This window comes from Agrobacterium sp. 20P9.1.2, assembly GCF_057799395.1.
Genome location: NZ_JBYOKI010000004.1, coordinates 85,342 through 102,512 on the forward strand (window position 1 = coordinate 85,342; position 17,171 = coordinate 102,512).

Here is a 17,171-nt window from a genome sequence, read left to right on the forward strand (position 1 = left end):
GGAGATGCCGGCAGGCAGAGGGGGAAAGCTGCACCCGCCATCATCCAACGTCGTCCGGGCACCCACATGATCGCCCTCATCTCCCGCCGCATCCTAACCCTCCTCATCACCCTTCTGGCCGTCTCCTTCCTCATCTACTTCGTCATGGGCCTGCTACCCGGCGACCCAGCCGCCATCATGCTCGGCACCTCGGCCAGTCCAGATACGCTCGCAGCGCTGCAAAAACAGATGGGTCTCGATCAGCCCCTCGTGCTGCGCTACCTGCAATGGCTCGCGGCCATCGCGCGGGGCGATTTCGGGCAATCCTATACCTACGGCGTTCCAGTGGCCGGGCTCATCCTCGACAGGCTCACCGTCACCCTCCCACTCGCCTTCATCGCCGTCGGTCTGTCCATCCTCATTGCCCTGCCGTTGGGCGTCCTTGCCGCGCGCTACAGAGGTGGCGTCATCGATTTTCTCTGCGGCCTGTTTGCCCATGCGGGCATTGCGGTTCCCGGCTTCTGGGTCGGGCTGCTGCTGATCCTGCTCTTCTCCACCACGCTCGGCTGGATGCCCGCAGGCGGCTTTCCCGGCTGGCAGGCGGGGTTTGGCGCGGCGCTGAAAGCGCTGGTGCTTCCGGCGGTGGCGCTGGCCTTTTCGCAGGCCAGCGTGCTGACGCGGGTTTGCCGCTCGGCCATGCTGGAGGTGATGGGTGAGGATTTCGTGCGCACAATCAGGGCCAAGGGCATCGGTGAGGGTGCGACCCTGTGGAGGCACGTTCTGCCCAATGCGCTGATCCCCGTTGTCACCATGATCGGCCTGCAATTCACCTTTCTGATCGCAGGCACGGTGCTGGTCGAAAACGTCTTCAACCTGCCCGGTCTTGGGCGTCTCGCCTATCAGGCGTTGACCCAGCGCGACATCGTGGTCATGCAGTCGGTCGTGCTGTTCTTCTGCGCGCTGGTCATATCAATGAATTTCCTTGTCGATATGGCCTATCTGCTGATCGATCCACGATTGCGGGCGCGTGCCGCATGAGACATTCCCGTCGCCGTAGTATCACTCTCCTGTCGGGTGCCATAATCACCGGCGTTTTGCTTGCCATCGCGCTGCTCTCTCTCGTCTGGACACCGCAGGTGCCGACGAAAATGCAGATCGTCGCCAAACTGAAACCTCCACTGACGCAGGGCCTTCTGGGCACGGATCATTTCGGTCGCGATATTCTTTCCATGCTGATGGTCGGGGCGTGGAATTCGCTCTCCACCGCCGTCATGGCGGTTGCCATCGGCGCGACTGTAGGCACGCTGGTCGGCGTATTTGCCGCCGCGCAACGCGGTGTCGTGGAGGCTTTGCTGATGCGGCTTTGTGACATCATCTTCGCGCTGCCACCCATTCTGTCGGCGATGATGCTGGGGGCCTTCATCGGCTCCGGTCGCTTCACCGCCATCGTCGCCATCGCCACCTTCATGGTGCCGGTCTTTGCCCGGTTGACCTGCGCTGCGGCACTGCAATTATGGGCGCGGGATTTCGTGTTGGCGGCGGAAAGTCTGGGGCGCAGCAGGGGCGGCATTACCTTTACCCATATCCTGCCTAACCTCACCAACCTCATCATCGTGCAGGTCAGCATCCAGCTTGGTCTTGCCATTCTGACCGAAGCGGGCCTCAGCTTCCTTGGCCTCGGCATGCCGCCGCCCGCACCCACCTGGGGGCGGATGTTGTGGGAATCGCAGACCTATCTGTCCGCCGCGCCCTGGCTTGCGATCCTCCCCGGCCTAGCCATTGCCTTGGCGGTTCTCGGCTTCAATCTGCTGGGTGATGGTCTCAGAGATGTTCTCGACCCGAAAACCCGCCGATAGGGCTCTCCAACGACAATGTGAGGCGGATGTCGTATTGCTGCCGCCATTGATCTGCTACAGCGGGCCGTCATTTCGGAGTTGAGAACCCATGCTGCGCCTGTCGGACAATCCCGCTTTATCGGTCGATGATGCCGAGCCGACCCTGGCGGAACCTGCCGAGACCCCTGTCGGCCTTGTCGATATTCTGCAGGCACTGGCGGGCGATGAAAGCCGTGCGCGCATCTCCGTCGGTGATCTTCTGTCTGCCATGGGAGACCGGGCCTTCGGGGCACTGATGCTGGTCTTTGCGCTGCCCAATATCGTGCCCACACCGCCCGGCACATCGGCCATTACAGGCACGCCTCTCGTCTTCCTCGCCGCCCAGCTTTTTGCGGGCAAAAGCCCGTGGCTGCCGCGCGTCATTGCGGATCGTTCGCTCGCACGCGAGGATTTTGCCCGCGTCGTACAAAAGATCGTGCCAGTCTTGCTATGGGTGCAAAAGCTGCTGCGCCCGCGCATGGAAGGCCTGCTGTCACCGGTTTTCGAGCGCGTGATCGGCCTCATCTGCCTGCTGCTCGCCGTCATTCTGGCCTTGCCCATCCCGCTCGGCAATATCCTGCCCGCCATCGCAATCTGTTGTTTTTCCTTCGCTCTTCTGGAACGCGATGGCCTGTTTGCGCTGTTGGGCGGTGTCCTCTCAGTCGTCTCGGTGGCCATCGTCAGCGGCGTGATCTATGGCATCACAAAGGCCGCATTTTATTTCGTTATCGGACCATTGTTGGGCTGAGCTTGCCTTGCCGCGTTTGACATGGGCGTTGAAAAAATGTCAGCACAGTGGGGATGATGACGTAAGGGCAGGTATATGGCCAGACGATCCGAAACAGGTGGACGGCTAGACGACGCGGCGCGGGCCGGGTGGCTCTATTATGTTGCCGGTCGCACGCAGGACGAGATCGCCAGCGCCATGGGCATTTCTCGCCAGTCGGCGCAGCGCCTCGTGTCATTGGCCGTTGCCGAACGTCTGATCAAGGTCCGGCTCGATCATCCCATTGCCGCCTGCCTGGAAAAAAGCGAGGCACTGCGGGAGCGGTTTTCGCTGAAATATGTCGAGGTCGTGCCGAGCGATCCGGCGGGTGTTTCCTCCACCGTCGGCATTGCCGAGGCCGGGGCTGCGGAAATCGAGCGCTGGCTGCGCAAGACCGATCCCATCGTGCTGGCCATCGGCACAGGCCGAACGCTGAAAGCGGCGGTCGATCAGTTGCCGCCGATGGAATGCCCGCAACATCGCATCGTCTCGCTGACCGGCAATATCGGGCCGGATGGGTCTGCGGCTTACTACAACGTCATCTTCTCGATGGCCGATGCCATCAAGGCGCGGCACTTTCCCATGCCTCTGCCGGTTCTCTGTTCCTCTGCGGAAGAGCGGGAATTGCTGCATGAGCAATCCATGGTTCGCTCCACGCTGGCGCTGGGCGCCGCCGCCAATGTGACCTTCGTCGGCGTGGGCCAATTGGCAGAGGACGCGCCGCTCTGCGTCGATGGATTTCTTGAGGTCCAGGAGATGCGCGACCTGATTGCCAAGGGCGGTGCGGGTGAGATTTGTGGCTGGTCTTTCGATCGCGACGGCCAGTTTCTTGACACGCCTATCAATGATCGTGTCGCCTCCGTTCCCCTGCCGCCGCGCGAAACAAGCACGGTCATCGGTATTGCCCAGGGCAAACAAAAATCACCTGCCATTCTCGCTGCGTTGCGTGGCGGGCTGCTGAACGGTGTTATCACCGATGAGGCTTCGGCTGAATATTTGCTCAGAGATTGAGCAGAAATATCGCCTTTATTTCAGTATGTTAGCTATTCCTTGTGCATCGCAGCGCAGGTAGGTGCTTGACTTCCGTCTCCCAAAAGTGAGTAATTGCCCTAGAGCAAAGCGAATGCTCACAAACTTCTTCTGGGAGGAAGATCATGACTTTGAAGACACTTCTGCTGGGCGCGTGCTCGGCTCTCGCCTTTTCGGGCCTCGCTTCCGCAGAAACGCTGACCATCGCCACCGTCAACAACGGCGATATGATCCGCATGCAGGGACTGACATCCGAATTCACCGCCAAGAACCCAGATATCAAGGTTGAATGGGTCACGCTGGAAGAAAACGTCCTGCGCGAACGCGTCACCACCGATATCGCCACCAATGGCGGCCAGTATGACATCATGACCATCGGCAATTACGAAGTTCCGATCTGGGCCAAGCAGGGCTGGCTTCTGCCGCTCGAAAAGCTCGGCGACAACTATGACGTTGCCGACATGCTGCCCTCGATCAAGGGTGGTTTGACTGTCGATTCCAAGCTTTACGCTGCACCATTCTATGGCGAATCCGCCATGATCATGTATCGCAAGGACCTGTTTGAAAAAGCAGGCCTGAAGATGCCGGAAAACCCGACATGGGAATTCATCGGCGACGCAGCCCGCAAGATCACCGACCGTAAGGGCGACATCAACGGCATGTGCCTTCGTGGCAAGGCCGGCTGGGGCGAAAACATGGCCTTCATCACGGCTCTCACCAACTCCTTTGGTGGTCGCTGGTTCGATGAGAACTGGAAGCCCCAGTTCGATCAGCCTGAGTGGAAGAATGCGCTTCAGTTCTACGTTGACCTGATGAAGGATGCCGGTCCGTCCGGTGCTTCCTCCAACGGCTTCAACGAAAACCTGACGCTGTTCCAGCAGGGCAAATGCGGCATGTGGATCGACGCCACGGTGGCTGCATCCTTCGTGTCGAACCCGAAGGATAGCAAGGTTGCCGACAAGGTTGGCTACGCGCTGTTCCCGACGCACGCCGAGTTGAAGAACCATGGCAACTGGCTCTGGTCCTGGAACCTCGCCATTCCGAAGAGCTCGAAGAAGGCTGACGCCGCTGAAAAGTTCATCGCCTGGGCAACCAGCAAGGACTACACGCAGCTCGTCGCATCCAAGGATGGCTGGGCCAACGTTCCTCCTGGCACCCGTACCTCGCTCTACAAGAACGCGGATTACGAAAAGGCGGCAGGCTTTGCAGCGCCGACGCTGGCTGCCATGAACGCGGCTGATATCACCAAGCCAACCGTCAAGCCGGTGCCTTACACAGGCGGTCAGTTCGTGGCCATTCCTGAGTTCCAGTCGCTCGGCACCACAGTCGGTCAGCTGTTCTCGGCAGTCGTTGCCGGTCAATCCAGCGTCGATGACGCTCTTGCCGGTGCTCAGTCCACGGCTACGCGCGAAATGACCCGCTCGGGATATATCAAATAATCCTCCCGAAGATCGCCGTCCGGCTCTGAGGGTCGGGCGGCGGGTATATTCAAAGCCGTTATGTTTCCGTGAAATCCCCTCCCCAACCCCTCCCCACAAGGGGGAGGGGCTTAATCCGCCGCACCGCTGTCGCCCCGAGTGAACTTCGGCGTTTGCGGCACGGTTTCTCCCCCCTTGTGGGGGAGATGGCCGGCAGGCCAGAGGGGGTCTTCGACACCAAGCTCAGAAGGCGGAGGAAGCCATCCGATGGCGACGCAAAACACCAAGAACCTAGCGCGGATCATGATGGCGCCTTCGGTCATCCTGCTTCTGGTCTGGATGATCGTGCCACTGTCGATGACGCTGTGGTATTCGTTTCAGAACTATAATCTGCTGAACCCGGCCAATGTCAGCTTCGCTGGCCTGTTCAATTACCAGTATTTCTACACCGACCCGGCCTTCTTCCAGTCCATCTGGAACACGCTGGTCATCGTCGGTGGCGTGCTGATGATCACCGTCATCGGCGGCATCGGCATTGCGCTGTTGCTGGACCAGCCCATTTTCGGGCAGGGCATCGTGCGCATTCTGGTCATCTCGCCCTTCTTCGTCATGCCACCCGTTGCGGCTCTCGTCTGGAAGAACATGATCATGCATCCCGGTTACGGGGTGCTGGCGGACCTATCGAGGTTCTTCGGATTTCAGCCGATAGACTGGTTCTCGCAGTTTCCGCTGCTGTCCATCGTCATCATCGTGGCATGGCAGTGGCTGCCTTTCGCAACGCTCATTTTGCTGACAGCACTTCAGTCGCTGGATGGCGAGCAGAAGGAAGCCGCCGAAATGGATGGCGCGAGCTTCTTCAGCCGCTTCATCTATCTGACGCTGCCGCATTTGGCGCGTGCCATCACTGTCGTCATTCTCATCCAGACGATCTTCCTGCTCGGCGTCTACGCGGAAATCCTCGTCACCACCAATGGTGGCCCGGGCTATGCCTCGACCAATCTCGCCTTCCTCATCTATCGCACGGCGCTGCTGGGCTATGATGTGGGTGGAGCATCCGCCGGTGGCATCATCGCCGTCATCCTTGCTAACGTCGTCGCCATCTTCCTGATGCGCGCCGTCGGCAAGAACCTCGATCGATAGGAGACAGGATCATGGCTCGTAAAGTCTCGACGCGCTCCAAAATCGGCTTCACCATTGCCGCCTGGGTTATCGCGCTTCTGTTGTTCTTCCCCATCCTCTACGCCTTCCTGACATCACTGAAGACGGAACCTGAAGCCATTGCGGGCTTCAGCCTCTGGCCATCGGGCACGTTTGAAAACTACATCACGGTCAACACGCAGCGTGATTACTTCAAGCCGTTCATGAACTCGGTGATCCTGTCTGTCGGCTCTACTATCGTGGCTCTTCTGATCGCGATCCCTGCGGCCTGGGCCATGGCGTTTTCGCCCACCAAGCGCACCAAGGATATTCTGATGTGGATGCTCTCCACCAAGATGATGCCTGCGGTGGCGGTGCTGGTGCCGATCTATCTCATTTTCCGCAATGCCGGCCTGCTTGATACCCGCATCGGTCTCACCATCATGCTCACCTTCATCAATCTGCCGATTGTGGTGTGGATGCTCTACACGTACTTCCGGGAAATTCCGGGTGAAATCCTCGAAGCGTCCCGCATGGATGGCGCATCGCTGTGGAACGAGATCGTCTATGTGCTGACGCCGATGGCGATCCCCGGCATTGCCTCGACGCTTCTCCTCAACATCATTCTGGCGTGGAACGAATCCTTCTGGACCATTCGTCTCACCACCACCAATGCCGCACCGCTGACGGCCTTCATCGCCTCCTTCTCCAGCCCGCAGGGTCTGTTCTGGGCGAAGCTGTCTGCCGCTTCGATGATGGCGATTGCGCCGATCCTCGTGCTTGGCTGGTTCTCCCAGAAACAACTCGTTCGCGGCCTGACCTTCGGCGCGGTGAAATAAGGAATAAGAAAATGGGCAGCATTTCCCTTAGAAAAGTTTCCAAGGTCTTTGGTGAAGCCAAGGTCATTCCCTCCATCGATCTCGATATCGAAGATGGCGAGTTCGTGGTGTTCGTCGGCCCTTCCGGCTGTGGCAAGTCCACGCTCCTGCGCCTCATTGCGGGTCTTGAGGATGTGACCGGTGGTCAGATCATCATTGATGGCAAAGATGTGAGTGAGAAGGCACCGGCGGAACGCGGCCTTGCCATGGTGTTCCAGTCCTACGCGCTTTATCCGCATATGAGCGTGCGCAACAATATCGGCTTTCCCTTGAAAATGGCCAAGCTCGACAAGGCCGTCATCGACAAGAAGGTCAATGATGCCGCAAGCGTTCTGAACCTCACCGACTATCTCGACCGTCGCCCCTCGCAGCTTTCGGGCGGTCAGCGCCAGCGAGTTGCCATCGGTCGCGCCATTGTGCGCGAACCCTCGGCGTTCCTGTTCGATGAGCCCTTGTCTAACCTCGATGCTTCGCTTCGCGGCACGATGCGGCTGGAAATCTCCGAGCTGCACAATACGCTCAAGACCACGATGATCTACGTCACCCACGATCAGGTGGAAGCCATGACCATGGCCGACAAGATCGTCGTGCTCAATCGCGGCAATATCGAGCAGGTCGGCTCTCCGATGGAGCTTTACAAGACGCCACGCAATCTCTTCGTTGCAGGCTTCATCGGCTCGCCGCGCATGAATTTCGTCAAGGGTGCCTATGCGCAGGCCAAGGGTGCTGACACGGTTGGCGTTCGCCCGGAACATCTGCTGCTGTCCAAGGACAGCGGCCTGTGGCAGGGCAAAGTCACGGTGGCCGAACATCTCGGCTCCGACACTTTCATTCACATCAATGTCGACGATATCGGCATGATCACCGCCCGTGCCGGTGGCGAGTTTGCGTGCCAGCATGGCGATACCGTTTTCATCACGCCGGATGACAGCAAAATCCACAAGTTCGATAGCAAGGGTCTCGCCATCTAGCGCCAGACCGCATCGCCATGGCTGGCCGCATCAGCGACGAACCATGGCGATTGCTCCATGACAGGAAATTCGAGGATCGTCTCATGACATCAAAACTCTCGCTCGCAACGCTCGATCAGGTCAAGGCAACGGCCTCCGTTCCGTCCTATTCGCGCAGCGACCTTTCCGCCGGTATCGTGCATTTCGGCGTGGGCAATTTCCACCGCGCCCATCAGGCAATCTATCTGGACGATCTGTTCAACACCGGTGCCGATCATGACTGGGCCATCATCGGTGCGGGCGTTCTGCCATCTGACACCGTCATGCGCGAAAAGCTTGCAGCGCAGGATTTCCTGACGACCGTGGTGGAGCAGGACAACAACCGCACCGGCGCGCGCGTCACAGGACCCATGATCGATATCCTGCCGATTGGCGACAGCGCCGCCACCATCGAAACGCTGGCCGACCCGAAAATCCGCATCGTCTCGATGACGATCACCGAAGGCGGCTATTTCATCGATGCGTCGGGCAAATTCAATCCGCAGCACCCGGCCATTGCCGAAGACGGCAAGAACCCGGTAGCTCCCAAGACGGTCTTCGGCCTCATCGTCGCTGGCCTGAAAGCCCGTAAGGACAAGGGCATCCAGCCCTTCACCGTCATGTCCTGCGATAACATTCCGCACAACGGAAAGGTCACAAAAAACGCGGTCGTCGGGCTGGCGGCACTCTCCGATCCGGCCTTTGCCAACTGGATCAGTGACACCGTTTCCTTCCCCAATTCCATGGTGGACCGCATCACGCCCGCCACGGGCGACCGCGAGCGCGATATCGCCCGCGATGATTTCGGCATCGACGACAATTGGCCAGTCTTTTGCGAAGAGTTCAAGCAGTGGGTGATGGAAGACAATTTCCCCGCTGGTCGTCCGGCACTGGAAAAGGTCGGCGTTCAGTTCGTGCCGGAAGTTGCGCCCTATGAGCACATGAAAATCCGCATCCTCAATGGCGGTCATGCGGCGATTGCCTATCCGGCAGCGCTTCTCGACATCCACTTCGTGCATGAGGCGATGGAGCATCCGCTGATCCGCGCTTTCCTTGCCAAGCTGGAAAAGGAAGAGATCATCCCGATCATTCCGCCGGTGCCGAACACGGATCTCAACGAATATTTCGATCTGATCGAACGGCGTTTCCTCAACCCCAAGATCGGCGACACCATTCCGCGCTTGGCGCAGGATGGCTCCAACCGTCAGCCGAAATTCATCCTTCCATCCACGGCAGATCGTCTTGAAAAGGGTGATGATATCGTTGGCTTGTCGCTGGTCTCGGCGCTCTGGTGCCGTTATTTCCACGGCACGTCCGATAGCGGCGCAAAGATCGTCTTCAACGATGCCAGTGCCGAACGCCTTCAGGCCGCCGCCATCAAGGCCAAGGACGATCCGATGGCGTTTCTGGCGCTGGACGATATCTTCGGCGAGGTCGCCAAATCTGACCTTTTCCGCAAACGCTTCGCCCATGCCTTGAAGACGTTGTGGGAGAAGGGTACGGCTGAAACGCTTGAACTTTACCTTCAAAACAAACTCGTCAGCTGACGAAAAGAGATGTGCCATGCAAACCGGGAACGCGCCTTTGCTGATCTTTGATTGCGACGGCGTTCTCGTGGATAGCGAGCCGGTTTCCATAGCTGTCCTGATCGACATGGTCGCCCATCAGGGCGTCCAGATCACCGAAGAGGAGGCCTATCAGCGTTTCCTCGGCCGCAGCGTCGCTAGTATGACGGCGACGCTTTGGGAAGAATACGGTGTCGAAACCGACATCGACTTCCTCGAACACATGCGCAGCGAACTCTTTCAGCGTTTTCGCGATGAGCTGAAAGCGATCGACGGCATGGCCGAGACGCTGGATCGCCTGTCCGTGCCGCGCTGCGTCGCGTCCTCCAGCCAGCCGGAGCGCATTCGCTATTCCCTGGGGCTGACAGGTCTCTTGGACAAGCTCGAACCGCATATTTTCAGCGCGACGATGGTCAAAAACGGCAAGCCAGCCCCCGATCTCTTCCTGCATGCCGCAGGCCAGATGCAGGTGGAGCCTAGCCATTGCATTGTCATCGAAGACAGCCCTGCCGGAATTGCCGCTGCCAAGGCGGCAGGAATGCGCGTCTTTGCCTTCACCGGCGGCTCCCATGCCCGTTTCCCTGCATTTCGTGACCATATTGCCAGCCTGAAACCCGATCTGGTGTTTGACGCCATGCCGGATTTGGTCCAACTTGTGGCCGATCAAACTGCGCGGAGTTAGCGGCTGCGGGTGCCATCGGCACCCGTGCTGAAGGGTCGCGATTGAGGGATGGGAATTTAGCTTGATGCGTCAATATCTTGTTGCTGTCGATGTCGGCACGGGCAGCGCTCGCGCTGGCGTTTTCGATGCGAGCGGCAGGTTGATTGCGCGGGCAACCCACCCTATCATCATGCAGCGCCCCAAGGAAAACCACGCCGAGCATGATTCCGCCGATATCTGGAATGCCGTCTGCTTCGTCGTGCGTCACGCCATGGCAGATGCCGCCATTCCCCCATCCTCCGTCGCGGCCATCGGTTTCGATGCCACCTGTTCGCTCGTCGTGCGCGGGCCGCAGGGCCAGCAGGTTACCGTCTCCACGACAGGCGAAGACCGCTTCGACACCATCGTCTGGCTCGATCACCGCGCCATTGCGCAGGCCGATTTTCTGAGCACCTCCGGCCACCCCGTTCTGGATTTTGCAGGCGGATCGATCTCCCCGGAAATGCAGATGCCCAAGCTGATGTGGCTAAAGAAACATCTGCCCGAAAGCTGGGCCAAGGCCGGATATTTCTTCGATCTCGCGGATTTCCTGACATGGAAGGCCAGCGGTAGCGCGAAGCGTTCCAATTGCACGCTGACGGCCAAATGGAATTTTCTGGCACATGAAGGAAAAGGCTGGAGCCAGGATTATCTCGAAATGGCCGGTGTCGGTGACCTCCTGGAGCGCGGCAACCTTCCCAAAGAAACAGTCGAGCCCGGCCAGAGCGTCGGCAAGCTTTCCCCTCAGTCGGCTGAAGAACTGGGCCTAGACACCGGCTGCGAAGTCGCGGCAGGCATGATCGATGCTTATGCCGGTGCCCTGGGTGCGCTCGGCGGCAGCCTGCAATCGGATGTCGGAAGCAATGTCGCCTTGATCGCAGGGACATCCAGTTGCCTCGTCACGCTGACGCCCAAACGCATGCCCGGTCACAGCCTTTGGGGGCCATATTGGCAGGCGGTGCTTCCCGGCCATTGGTTGGTCGAGGGTGGGCAATCGGCCACCGGCGCGCTGCTGGACCACGTCGTGCGCATGCACGCCGCTGGTGGTGAACCGACGTCGGCGCTCCATGCTCGTATCGTGGACCGCGTGCTGTCTTTGCGCCAAGCGGAAGGCGAGATGTTTGCGGAGCATCTGCATGTCCTGCCGGATTTCCACGGCAACCGCTCGCCATTGGCCGACCCGCATGCCCGTGGCGTCGTCAGCGGGCTGACGCTCGACACCTCCTTCGACAGCCTCTGCCGCCTCTATTGGCGCACCGCCGTCTCCATCGCGCTGGGCGCGAGACATGTGCTGGATGCCATGGAAGGCTTTGGCTACAGGGTGGACACCCTGCATGTCACCGGCGGCCATGTGCACAATCCCATCCTGATGGAACTTTACGCCGACGTTACCGGAAAACGCATCGTCGTCCCGGCAACGGCCGACGCCGTGCTGCTCGGCACGGCCATGACAGCGGCGTCTGCGGGCGGGGTGCATCCGGGTCTCGCCGCTGCCGGTGCGGCCATGTATCCTGGCGGGGAAGAGAAACGGTCCAGCGACGCCGGCACGCGGCGTTACGACCGCGACTATCGCCGTTTCCTTGCCATGTACCGCCACCGCGAAGAACTGGAAGCGATCTAACAAGGAAAGACGTTCGAGGCCCTCAATGCTCGTGTTCACACAGGGCATGGTTCGATAGCGCGCGGATCACATAACAATCCTCGATCGAATGACCGTCGCAATGGGAGACGATCCGCTCCAGCTCGTGTTCCAGCTTCTTCAGTTTGGCGATCTTTTCCCGCACGCTGACCAGATGATCGGCGGCGATGCGATCTGCGCCATCGCAGGGCATTTCGCGGTGCTGGCTGAGCGCAATCAGCTCGCGAATGGCATCGATGTTGAGGCCAAGGTCGCGGGCATGGCGCACGAAGGCAAGCCGCTCCAGATCGGTCTTTTCATACCGTCGCTGGTTGCCTTCTGACCGTTCTGCCGCGCGCAACAAGCCCATCTGCTCGTAATAGCGAATGGTCGGCACCTTGACGCCGGTGTGTCGCGAAAGATCGCCGATGGAATACATGACCGCTCCTCATATCTCTAGCTTCTAGAGATATAGGTGAGAGGAGAGGTTGACGCAATGAGATGCAGGGCGTCGTCAATTACTTGGTCTGCAAACCATCCACCGTGTCCGTCGTGCCTGACGATCCGGCAATCTGGTCGATGCCAAGCGCACGCTCGATCGCTTCTTTAATCATATCCTCTATAGCCTGACGCTCTTCCGGCGGAAGCGCAGCCAGTTTCTCCTCTGTTAATTCCAAATCCCCCAGCACGATGGCACGGATTTTTTCTGCAGGCGTCATTTCCGAGAATTTCAGAAATTCCTCGGTGAGTGCCTTGGATTTCGCGTCGAGTGTCTTTTGCTTGTCCTCGATGGTCTCCGGCTCTCTTTTACTGTCGAGTTCCCATAAAGCGCTGGAAATGGACACGGCAAAGGTTGGCCCCTGGTAATCCCATAAGGACACCGGACCAGTCTGCTCCTCCGTGTCCGAGGCTTGTTCCTCAAGCGCGAACTGGAATTGCGCGCCGGACTCGTCATCGGCTTTTTGGCCTGCGTATCCCAGATAATATTGGTCGGACGAAGAGACTGGATAGACGGTCATGCAAACTCTCCCTTAAAATTTGAGAGTTGAGTCATGCCATCGTCAGCTTGCGCAAAAGTTGTGTTTTGAATGGATTGCCTGTCGCAACTCTATGATATAGTATACCCCCCTATACTATATGGAAGAACCTCATGTCACACACCATCCAGAATAAGGACAAGCTTCTGGCCCGCACGCGCCGCCTGAAAGGGCAAATGGAGGCGGTTGAGCGGGCGTTGGAAGGCGGCAAGCCTTGTGGCGAGGTGCTGCAACTGCTGGCGTCCGTGCGCGGTGCGCTGTCCGGCCTGACGGGGGAGGTGATGCTAGAGCATCTGCACGAACACGTCCTGCACGCCGAAAACGAAGACGAGCGTGCGCGCGCCACGGAAGAGCTGGCGCAGGTTCTCAAAACTTACATTCGATAAAGGTGCGCCATGACCGCAACGACTGATCATTCCCACGCATCCGGCACGCATAGCCACGTCTTTCTTGGCCAGAACCACGCGCGCAACGAGCGCCGGGTCTGGGCGGTCATCGCCTTGACCACGGCGATGATGGTGGCGGAAATTGCGGCGGGCAGCTGGTTTGGTTCCATGGCTTTGACGGCGGATGGCTGGCATATGGCGACCCATGCCGGTGCCATGCTGATTTCGGCGCTCGCCTATCTCTATGCCCGCCGACAGATCAAGAACGCCCGTTTCACCTTCGGCACCGGCAAGTTCGGCGATCTCGCCGGTTTCGCCAGTGCGGTCGTTTTGGGCGTTGCGGCTCTGATGATTGCCTGGGAAAGCCTGCTGCGTTTCTTTTCGCCTGTCGAGATCGATTTCAATCAGGCCATCGTGGTTGCCGCCATCGGCCTCGTGGTCAATCTCGTCAGCGCATGGCTGCTGAAGGACGACCACCACCACCACCATCATCACGGTCATGAACACGGCAGCCACGCTCATCATGGAAGCCATGCCCATCATGGCGCCCACGCTCACCACGACAACCATGGCAGCAAGGACAATAATCTACGCTCTGCTTACTTGCATGTTCTGGCAGACGCGCTGACATCGGTTCTCGCCATCGTCGCTTTGCTGCTCGGCAAATGGAACGGCTGGACATTCCTCGATCCCGCCATGGGCATTGTCGGTGGCATCGTCATTGCCCGCTGGTCCTGGGGTCTGCTGCGCTCCACCGCATCGGTGCTGGTGGATGCAGCCCCTGAAGCGCAGGATTTGTCGCAGGAAATTCGAAGTGCTGTCGAAACGGCGGACGAGCGGATCACCGATCTGCATGTCTGGCAGGTGGGGCCGGGGCATCACGCGGCCATCGTCGCCATCAAGTCGCCGTCACCGCAAGCGCCGTCATTCTATCGGCAGAAGCTGGCAGCGATCCATGAACTGTCGCATATTACGGTGGAGATCGATGCCGCCCATCCGGCTTGATGGGTTTGTGTGACAAGCACAGCACGGGGAGTTTGGCGCGCGTCGTCATAACGCAAGCCGCAAAGAGTGAATGTGGGGCGGCGCGAAAACTTTGGGCGCGGCCTCTTCATCAATTAATCAACTGTTAATCAAAAATATGCTTGCTGGCCACGTAAACGCAGTGTGGGCAGTCTGAGTCGTGCAGAGATCAATGTTCCGTATAGGCTTGACGAAGCCAGGCGCTGTCCAGCGGCATGGTCGCTTCGATCGTGCTTTGCGCGGCAGGCGCATCTGCGGTCGCGTCGTTGTTGACGGTCCAAAGGACATTGGCAAGCGACGTGGATTCGAGTGCATTCACGAAGGAAATCTTGCTGCCGCTGAGGGCGGCCTGCTGCTGCTCGGGCGCAACCGATTCCGTCTGTCTCTTTTCAATATGGTGAGAGCGGCTTTGATGCGCAGAGCCGCCGATATTATTATCGATATTCATTGCAAAGCCTCTTCCAAGATCAATTAACGATTTATTAACCGCTGAACCTTGTGCGAAACTTGCGTGATTGCGTTTGATGCCTGTTCTTCGCTTGACAGCATGGAAAGTGCTGCTTCGTTTTCGCATTTTGGGGTTGCAAAAGCGCGAAATATGCCCGTTTGAGCCGATTCCCTTACGTCAGTTGCCCTCCGCAACGTGAGTCGCGGAGGGGTGAGTCGGGGATCAGGCGATCTTCTTTTCCGCTTCCTCCGGCTCAGGCACTGCCTGCTCCGTCGGTTCTGTTTCCTGCGTGGCAGGCGTTACCATGGCGGCCACCAGCGTTTCGATGCCGATGCTGCCGACCGGCTTGCCGTCTTCGTCCACCACATGCGCGGTGGTCTCGTTGGCATCGGTCATGTCGCGGGCGATGTTTTCCAGCGTGTCCGTTTCCAGAACCGACATACTCTCGGGCGCTGTCATGACTGGGTCCATCACGGTGGTTGCCTGCAACACGCGGCCACGGTTCACGTCGCGCACGAAGTCGCTGACATATTCGTTTGCCGGGGACAGAATGATGCTCTGACCGTCGCCCTGCTGCACCATCTCGCCGTCTTTCAGGATGGCGATATGGTCGCCCAGCCGCAGCGCCTCATCCAGATCATGGGTGATGAAGACGACGGTCTTCTTCAACTCTTGCTGAAGATCCAGCAGCATGGTCTGCATATCGACGCGGATCAGCGGGTCGAGCGCGGAATAGGCCTCATCCATCAGCAGAATGTCGGCATCATTGGTCAGCGCACGGGCAAGACCCACACGCTGCTGCATGCCGCCGGACAGCTGGTTGGGGTAATAGTCTTCGTAACCATCGAGGCCAACCCGGTTCAGCCAGTAACGGCCTTTCTCGATGCTCTCCTTGCGCGATACGCCCTGAATATCCAGACCATAGACGCTGTTTTCCAGCACGGTGCGGTGCGGCAGCAGGCCGAATTTCTGGAACACCATAGCGGTCTTGTGGCGGCGGAAATCGCGCAGGTCAGAGCCGCTCATGGAGCAGATATCCTGCCCGTCATAAACCACTTCGCCCGCCGTCGGCTCGATCAGCCGGTTGATGTGGCGAATCAGCGTGGACTTGCCGGAGCCCGAGAGCCCCATGACCACGGTAATCTTGCCGCCGGGCATGGTGATGTTGATGTTGTTGAGGCCTAGAACGTGATTGTGCACATCGTTCAGTTCGCTCTTGCTCATACCGTTTCGAACGGCCTCGAGATGTTTCTCGGGGTGCTTGCCGAATATCTTGTAGAGATTCTTGATTTCAATGCCGTTAGCCATGTTGCACCTCGCGGTATTTCTGCAGACGCTTGCCGAAGGCTTGGCTTGCGCGGTCAAACATGATGGCGATGGCCACCAGCGCAAAGCCATTCAGAAAGCCGATTGTGAAGAACTGGTTGTTGATGGCCTGAAGCACATTCTTGCCCAGCCCGCCGACGCCAACCATGGAGGCGACAACGACCATTGCGAGCGACATCATGATGGTCTGGTTGATGCCGGTCATGATGGTGGGCAGCGCCAATGGCAGCTGCACATTGAACAGCTTCTGGGTGTTGGACGAGCCGAAGGCATCAGCCGCTTCCAGCGTTTCCCGGTCTACCATGCGAATGCCCAGATTGGTCAGGCGGATCATCGGGGGTACGGCATAGATGACGACCGCAATCAGTCCCGGCACCTTGCCGATACCGAAGATGACGACAACGGGAATGAGATAGACGAAGCTCGGCATCGTCTGCATCACGTCCAGCGTGGGATTGATGAAGCGTTGCAGCCGCTCGGACCGCGCCATCAGAATGCCGAGCGGCAGACCGATGATGACGGCAATCAGCGTCGCAATGGCCACAATGGACAGCGTCGTCATCGCATCGCGCCACAGGCCGACAAAGCCGATCAGACACAGCGAGACAGCGGTACCGAGCGTGATGCGAATACTGCGTCCGGCCAGATGCACCAGCGCCAGCAGACCGAGAAATATGACGATCCACGGCGTCTGAATGAAAAACCGTTCGGACGCGTTGAGAAACATTTGCAGCGGATGCACCACGGTATCGATGATATCGCCGTAGCTTCGAACGAGATCGCGAAACCCGTCATCAATCGTCTTGCGTGCCACGCGCATGGTGCTGTTGGAGAGGGCCGGAAACTTGCACAGCATATCCGGCAGAACATTACAGAGGGCCATTATTGTTGTTTTCCCTTGTTGATTTAGGACGGTGCATGCCGGGTTGATGCGGAGTTCGCGGCATACCCCCCTCTGTCCTGCCGGACATCTCCCCCTCAAGGGGGGAGATCGGCAA

The 17,171-nt window shown here is 58.8% G+C and carries 18 protein-coding genes; 13 read left to right on the forward strand and 5 right to left on the reverse strand.

What is annotated here, in order from left to right; genetic code table 11:
* Positions 1-66: 66 nt before the first annotated feature.
* From AC27VJ_RS13050 to AC27VJ_RS13100, 11 genes are all read left to right on the forward strand, one after another.
* Positions 67-1,017: an ABC transporter permease gene (locus AC27VJ_RS13050; RefSeq protein ID WP_488684412.1), complete on the forward strand. Its 951-nt coding sequence runs from the start codon at positions 67-69 to the stop codon at positions 1,015-1,017.
* The gene (locus AC27VJ_RS13055) at positions 1,014-1,835 is read left to right on the forward strand and encodes an ABC transporter permease (RefSeq protein WP_488684413.1); all 822 of its coding nucleotides are present in this window, start codon (positions 1,014-1,016) and stop codon (positions 1,833-1,835) included. Before AC27VJ_RS13050 ends, AC27VJ_RS13055 begins: the two co-directional genes overlap by 4 nt.
* A gap of 184 nt (positions 1,836-2,019) precedes the next feature.
* Complete coding sequence (locus AC27VJ_RS13060; RefSeq protein WP_488684679.1) at positions 2,020-2,601, forward strand: exopolysaccharide biosynthesis protein; 582 nt, start codon at positions 2,020-2,022, stop codon at positions 2,599-2,601.
* Positions 2,602-2,676: 75 nt separating this feature from the next.
* Positions 2,677-3,630 (forward strand): sugar-binding transcriptional regulator, encoded by a 954-nt coding sequence (locus AC27VJ_RS13065; protein ID WP_353577892.1) that lies wholly within the window; start codon positions 2,677-2,679, stop codon positions 3,628-3,630.
* Positions 3,631-3,773: 143 nt separating this feature from the next.
* The gene (locus AC27VJ_RS13070) at positions 3,774-5,087 is read left to right on the forward strand and encodes an ABC transporter substrate-binding protein (protein ID WP_488684414.1); all 1,314 of its coding nucleotides are present in this window, start codon (positions 3,774-3,776) and stop codon (positions 5,085-5,087) included.
* Positions 5,088-5,333: 246 nt separating this feature from the next.
* Positions 5,334-6,206 carry a carbohydrate ABC transporter permease gene (locus tag AC27VJ_RS13075; RefSeq protein WP_045228296.1) on the forward strand — a complete coding sequence of 291 codons (873 nt, stop codon included), beginning with the start codon at positions 5,334-5,336 and terminating at the stop codon, positions 6,204-6,206.
* A gap of 11 nt (positions 6,207-6,217) precedes the next feature.
* Positions 6,218-7,042, forward strand: coding sequence for a carbohydrate ABC transporter permease (locus AC27VJ_RS13080; RefSeq protein ID WP_488684415.1), 825 nt, complete (start codon positions 6,218-6,220; stop codon positions 7,040-7,042).
* 11 nt (positions 7,043-7,053) lie between these two features.
* Positions 7,054-8,052, forward strand: coding sequence for an ABC transporter ATP-binding protein (locus AC27VJ_RS13085; RefSeq protein ID WP_488684416.1), 999 nt, complete (start codon positions 7,054-7,056; stop codon positions 8,050-8,052).
* An 83-nt stretch (positions 8,053-8,135) separates the two neighbouring features.
* Complete coding sequence (locus AC27VJ_RS13090; protein WP_488684417.1) at positions 8,136-9,617, forward strand: mannitol dehydrogenase family protein; 1,482 nt, start codon at positions 8,136-8,138, stop codon at positions 9,615-9,617.
* A gap of 16 nt (positions 9,618-9,633) precedes the next feature.
* Positions 9,634-10,317: an HAD family hydrolase gene (locus AC27VJ_RS13095; protein WP_488684418.1), complete on the forward strand. Its 684-nt coding sequence runs from the start codon at positions 9,634-9,636 to the stop codon at positions 10,315-10,317.
* 64 nt (positions 10,318-10,381) lie between these two features.
* Positions 10,382-11,956 carry an FGGY-family carbohydrate kinase gene (locus AC27VJ_RS13100; RefSeq protein ID WP_488684419.1) on the forward strand — a complete coding sequence of 525 codons (1,575 nt, stop codon included), beginning with the start codon at positions 10,382-10,384 and terminating at the stop codon, positions 11,954-11,956.
* A 22-nt stretch (positions 11,957-11,978) separates the two neighbouring features.
* Here AC27VJ_RS13100 and AC27VJ_RS13105 read toward each other — a convergent pair whose 3' ends face one another.
* Together AC27VJ_RS13105 and AC27VJ_RS13110 are read right to left on the reverse strand one after the other, a co-directional pair.
* Entirely contained in the window at positions 11,979-12,392 is a 414-nt protein-coding gene (locus AC27VJ_RS13105) for a MerR family transcriptional regulator (RefSeq protein ID WP_113086259.1), read from the reverse strand.
* Between the two features lie 79 nt (positions 12,393-12,471).
* Entirely contained in the window at positions 12,472-12,972 is a 501-nt protein-coding gene (locus AC27VJ_RS13110) for a hypothetical protein (protein ID WP_488684421.1), read from the reverse strand.
* 131 nt (positions 12,973-13,103) lie between these two features.
* Here AC27VJ_RS13110 and dmeR point away from each other — a divergent pair, with 131 nt between their 5' ends.
* Together dmeR and dmeF are read left to right on the forward strand one after the other, a co-directional pair.
* Positions 13,104-13,376, forward strand: a complete 273-nt coding sequence (gene dmeR, locus AC27VJ_RS13115) for a Ni(II)/Co(II)-sensing transcriptional repressor DmeR (RefSeq protein WP_113086262.1) — start codon at positions 13,104-13,106, stop codon at positions 13,374-13,376.
* A gap of 9 nt (positions 13,377-13,385) precedes the next feature.
* The gene (gene dmeF, locus AC27VJ_RS13120; RefSeq protein WP_488684422.1) at positions 13,386-14,381 is read left to right on the forward strand and encodes a CDF family Co(II)/Ni(II) efflux transporter DmeF; all 996 of its coding nucleotides are present in this window, start codon (positions 13,386-13,388) and stop codon (positions 14,379-14,381) included.
* Between the two features lie 187 nt (positions 14,382-14,568).
* On the opposite strand, the gene AC27VJ_RS13125 is transcribed toward dmeF, so the two are convergent.
* The 3 genes from AC27VJ_RS13125 to AC27VJ_RS13135 form a co-directional block, all read right to left on the reverse strand.
* Positions 14,569-14,847, reverse strand: coding sequence for a hypothetical protein (locus AC27VJ_RS13125; protein WP_488684423.1), 279 nt, complete (start codon positions 14,845-14,847; stop codon positions 14,569-14,571).
* A 222-nt stretch (positions 14,848-15,069) separates the two neighbouring features.
* Positions 15,070-16,155 (reverse strand): quaternary amine ABC transporter ATP-binding protein, encoded by a 1,086-nt coding sequence (locus AC27VJ_RS13130; protein WP_488684424.1) that lies wholly within the window; start codon positions 16,153-16,155, stop codon positions 15,070-15,072.
* The gene (locus tag AC27VJ_RS13135) at positions 16,148-17,056 is read right to left on the reverse strand and encodes an ABC transporter permease (protein ID WP_488684425.1); all 909 of its coding nucleotides are present in this window, start codon (positions 17,054-17,056) and stop codon (positions 16,148-16,150) included. The genes AC27VJ_RS13130 and AC27VJ_RS13135 overlap by 8 nt, the downstream gene beginning before the upstream one ends.
* Between the last annotated feature and the right edge of the window lie 115 nt (positions 17,057-17,171).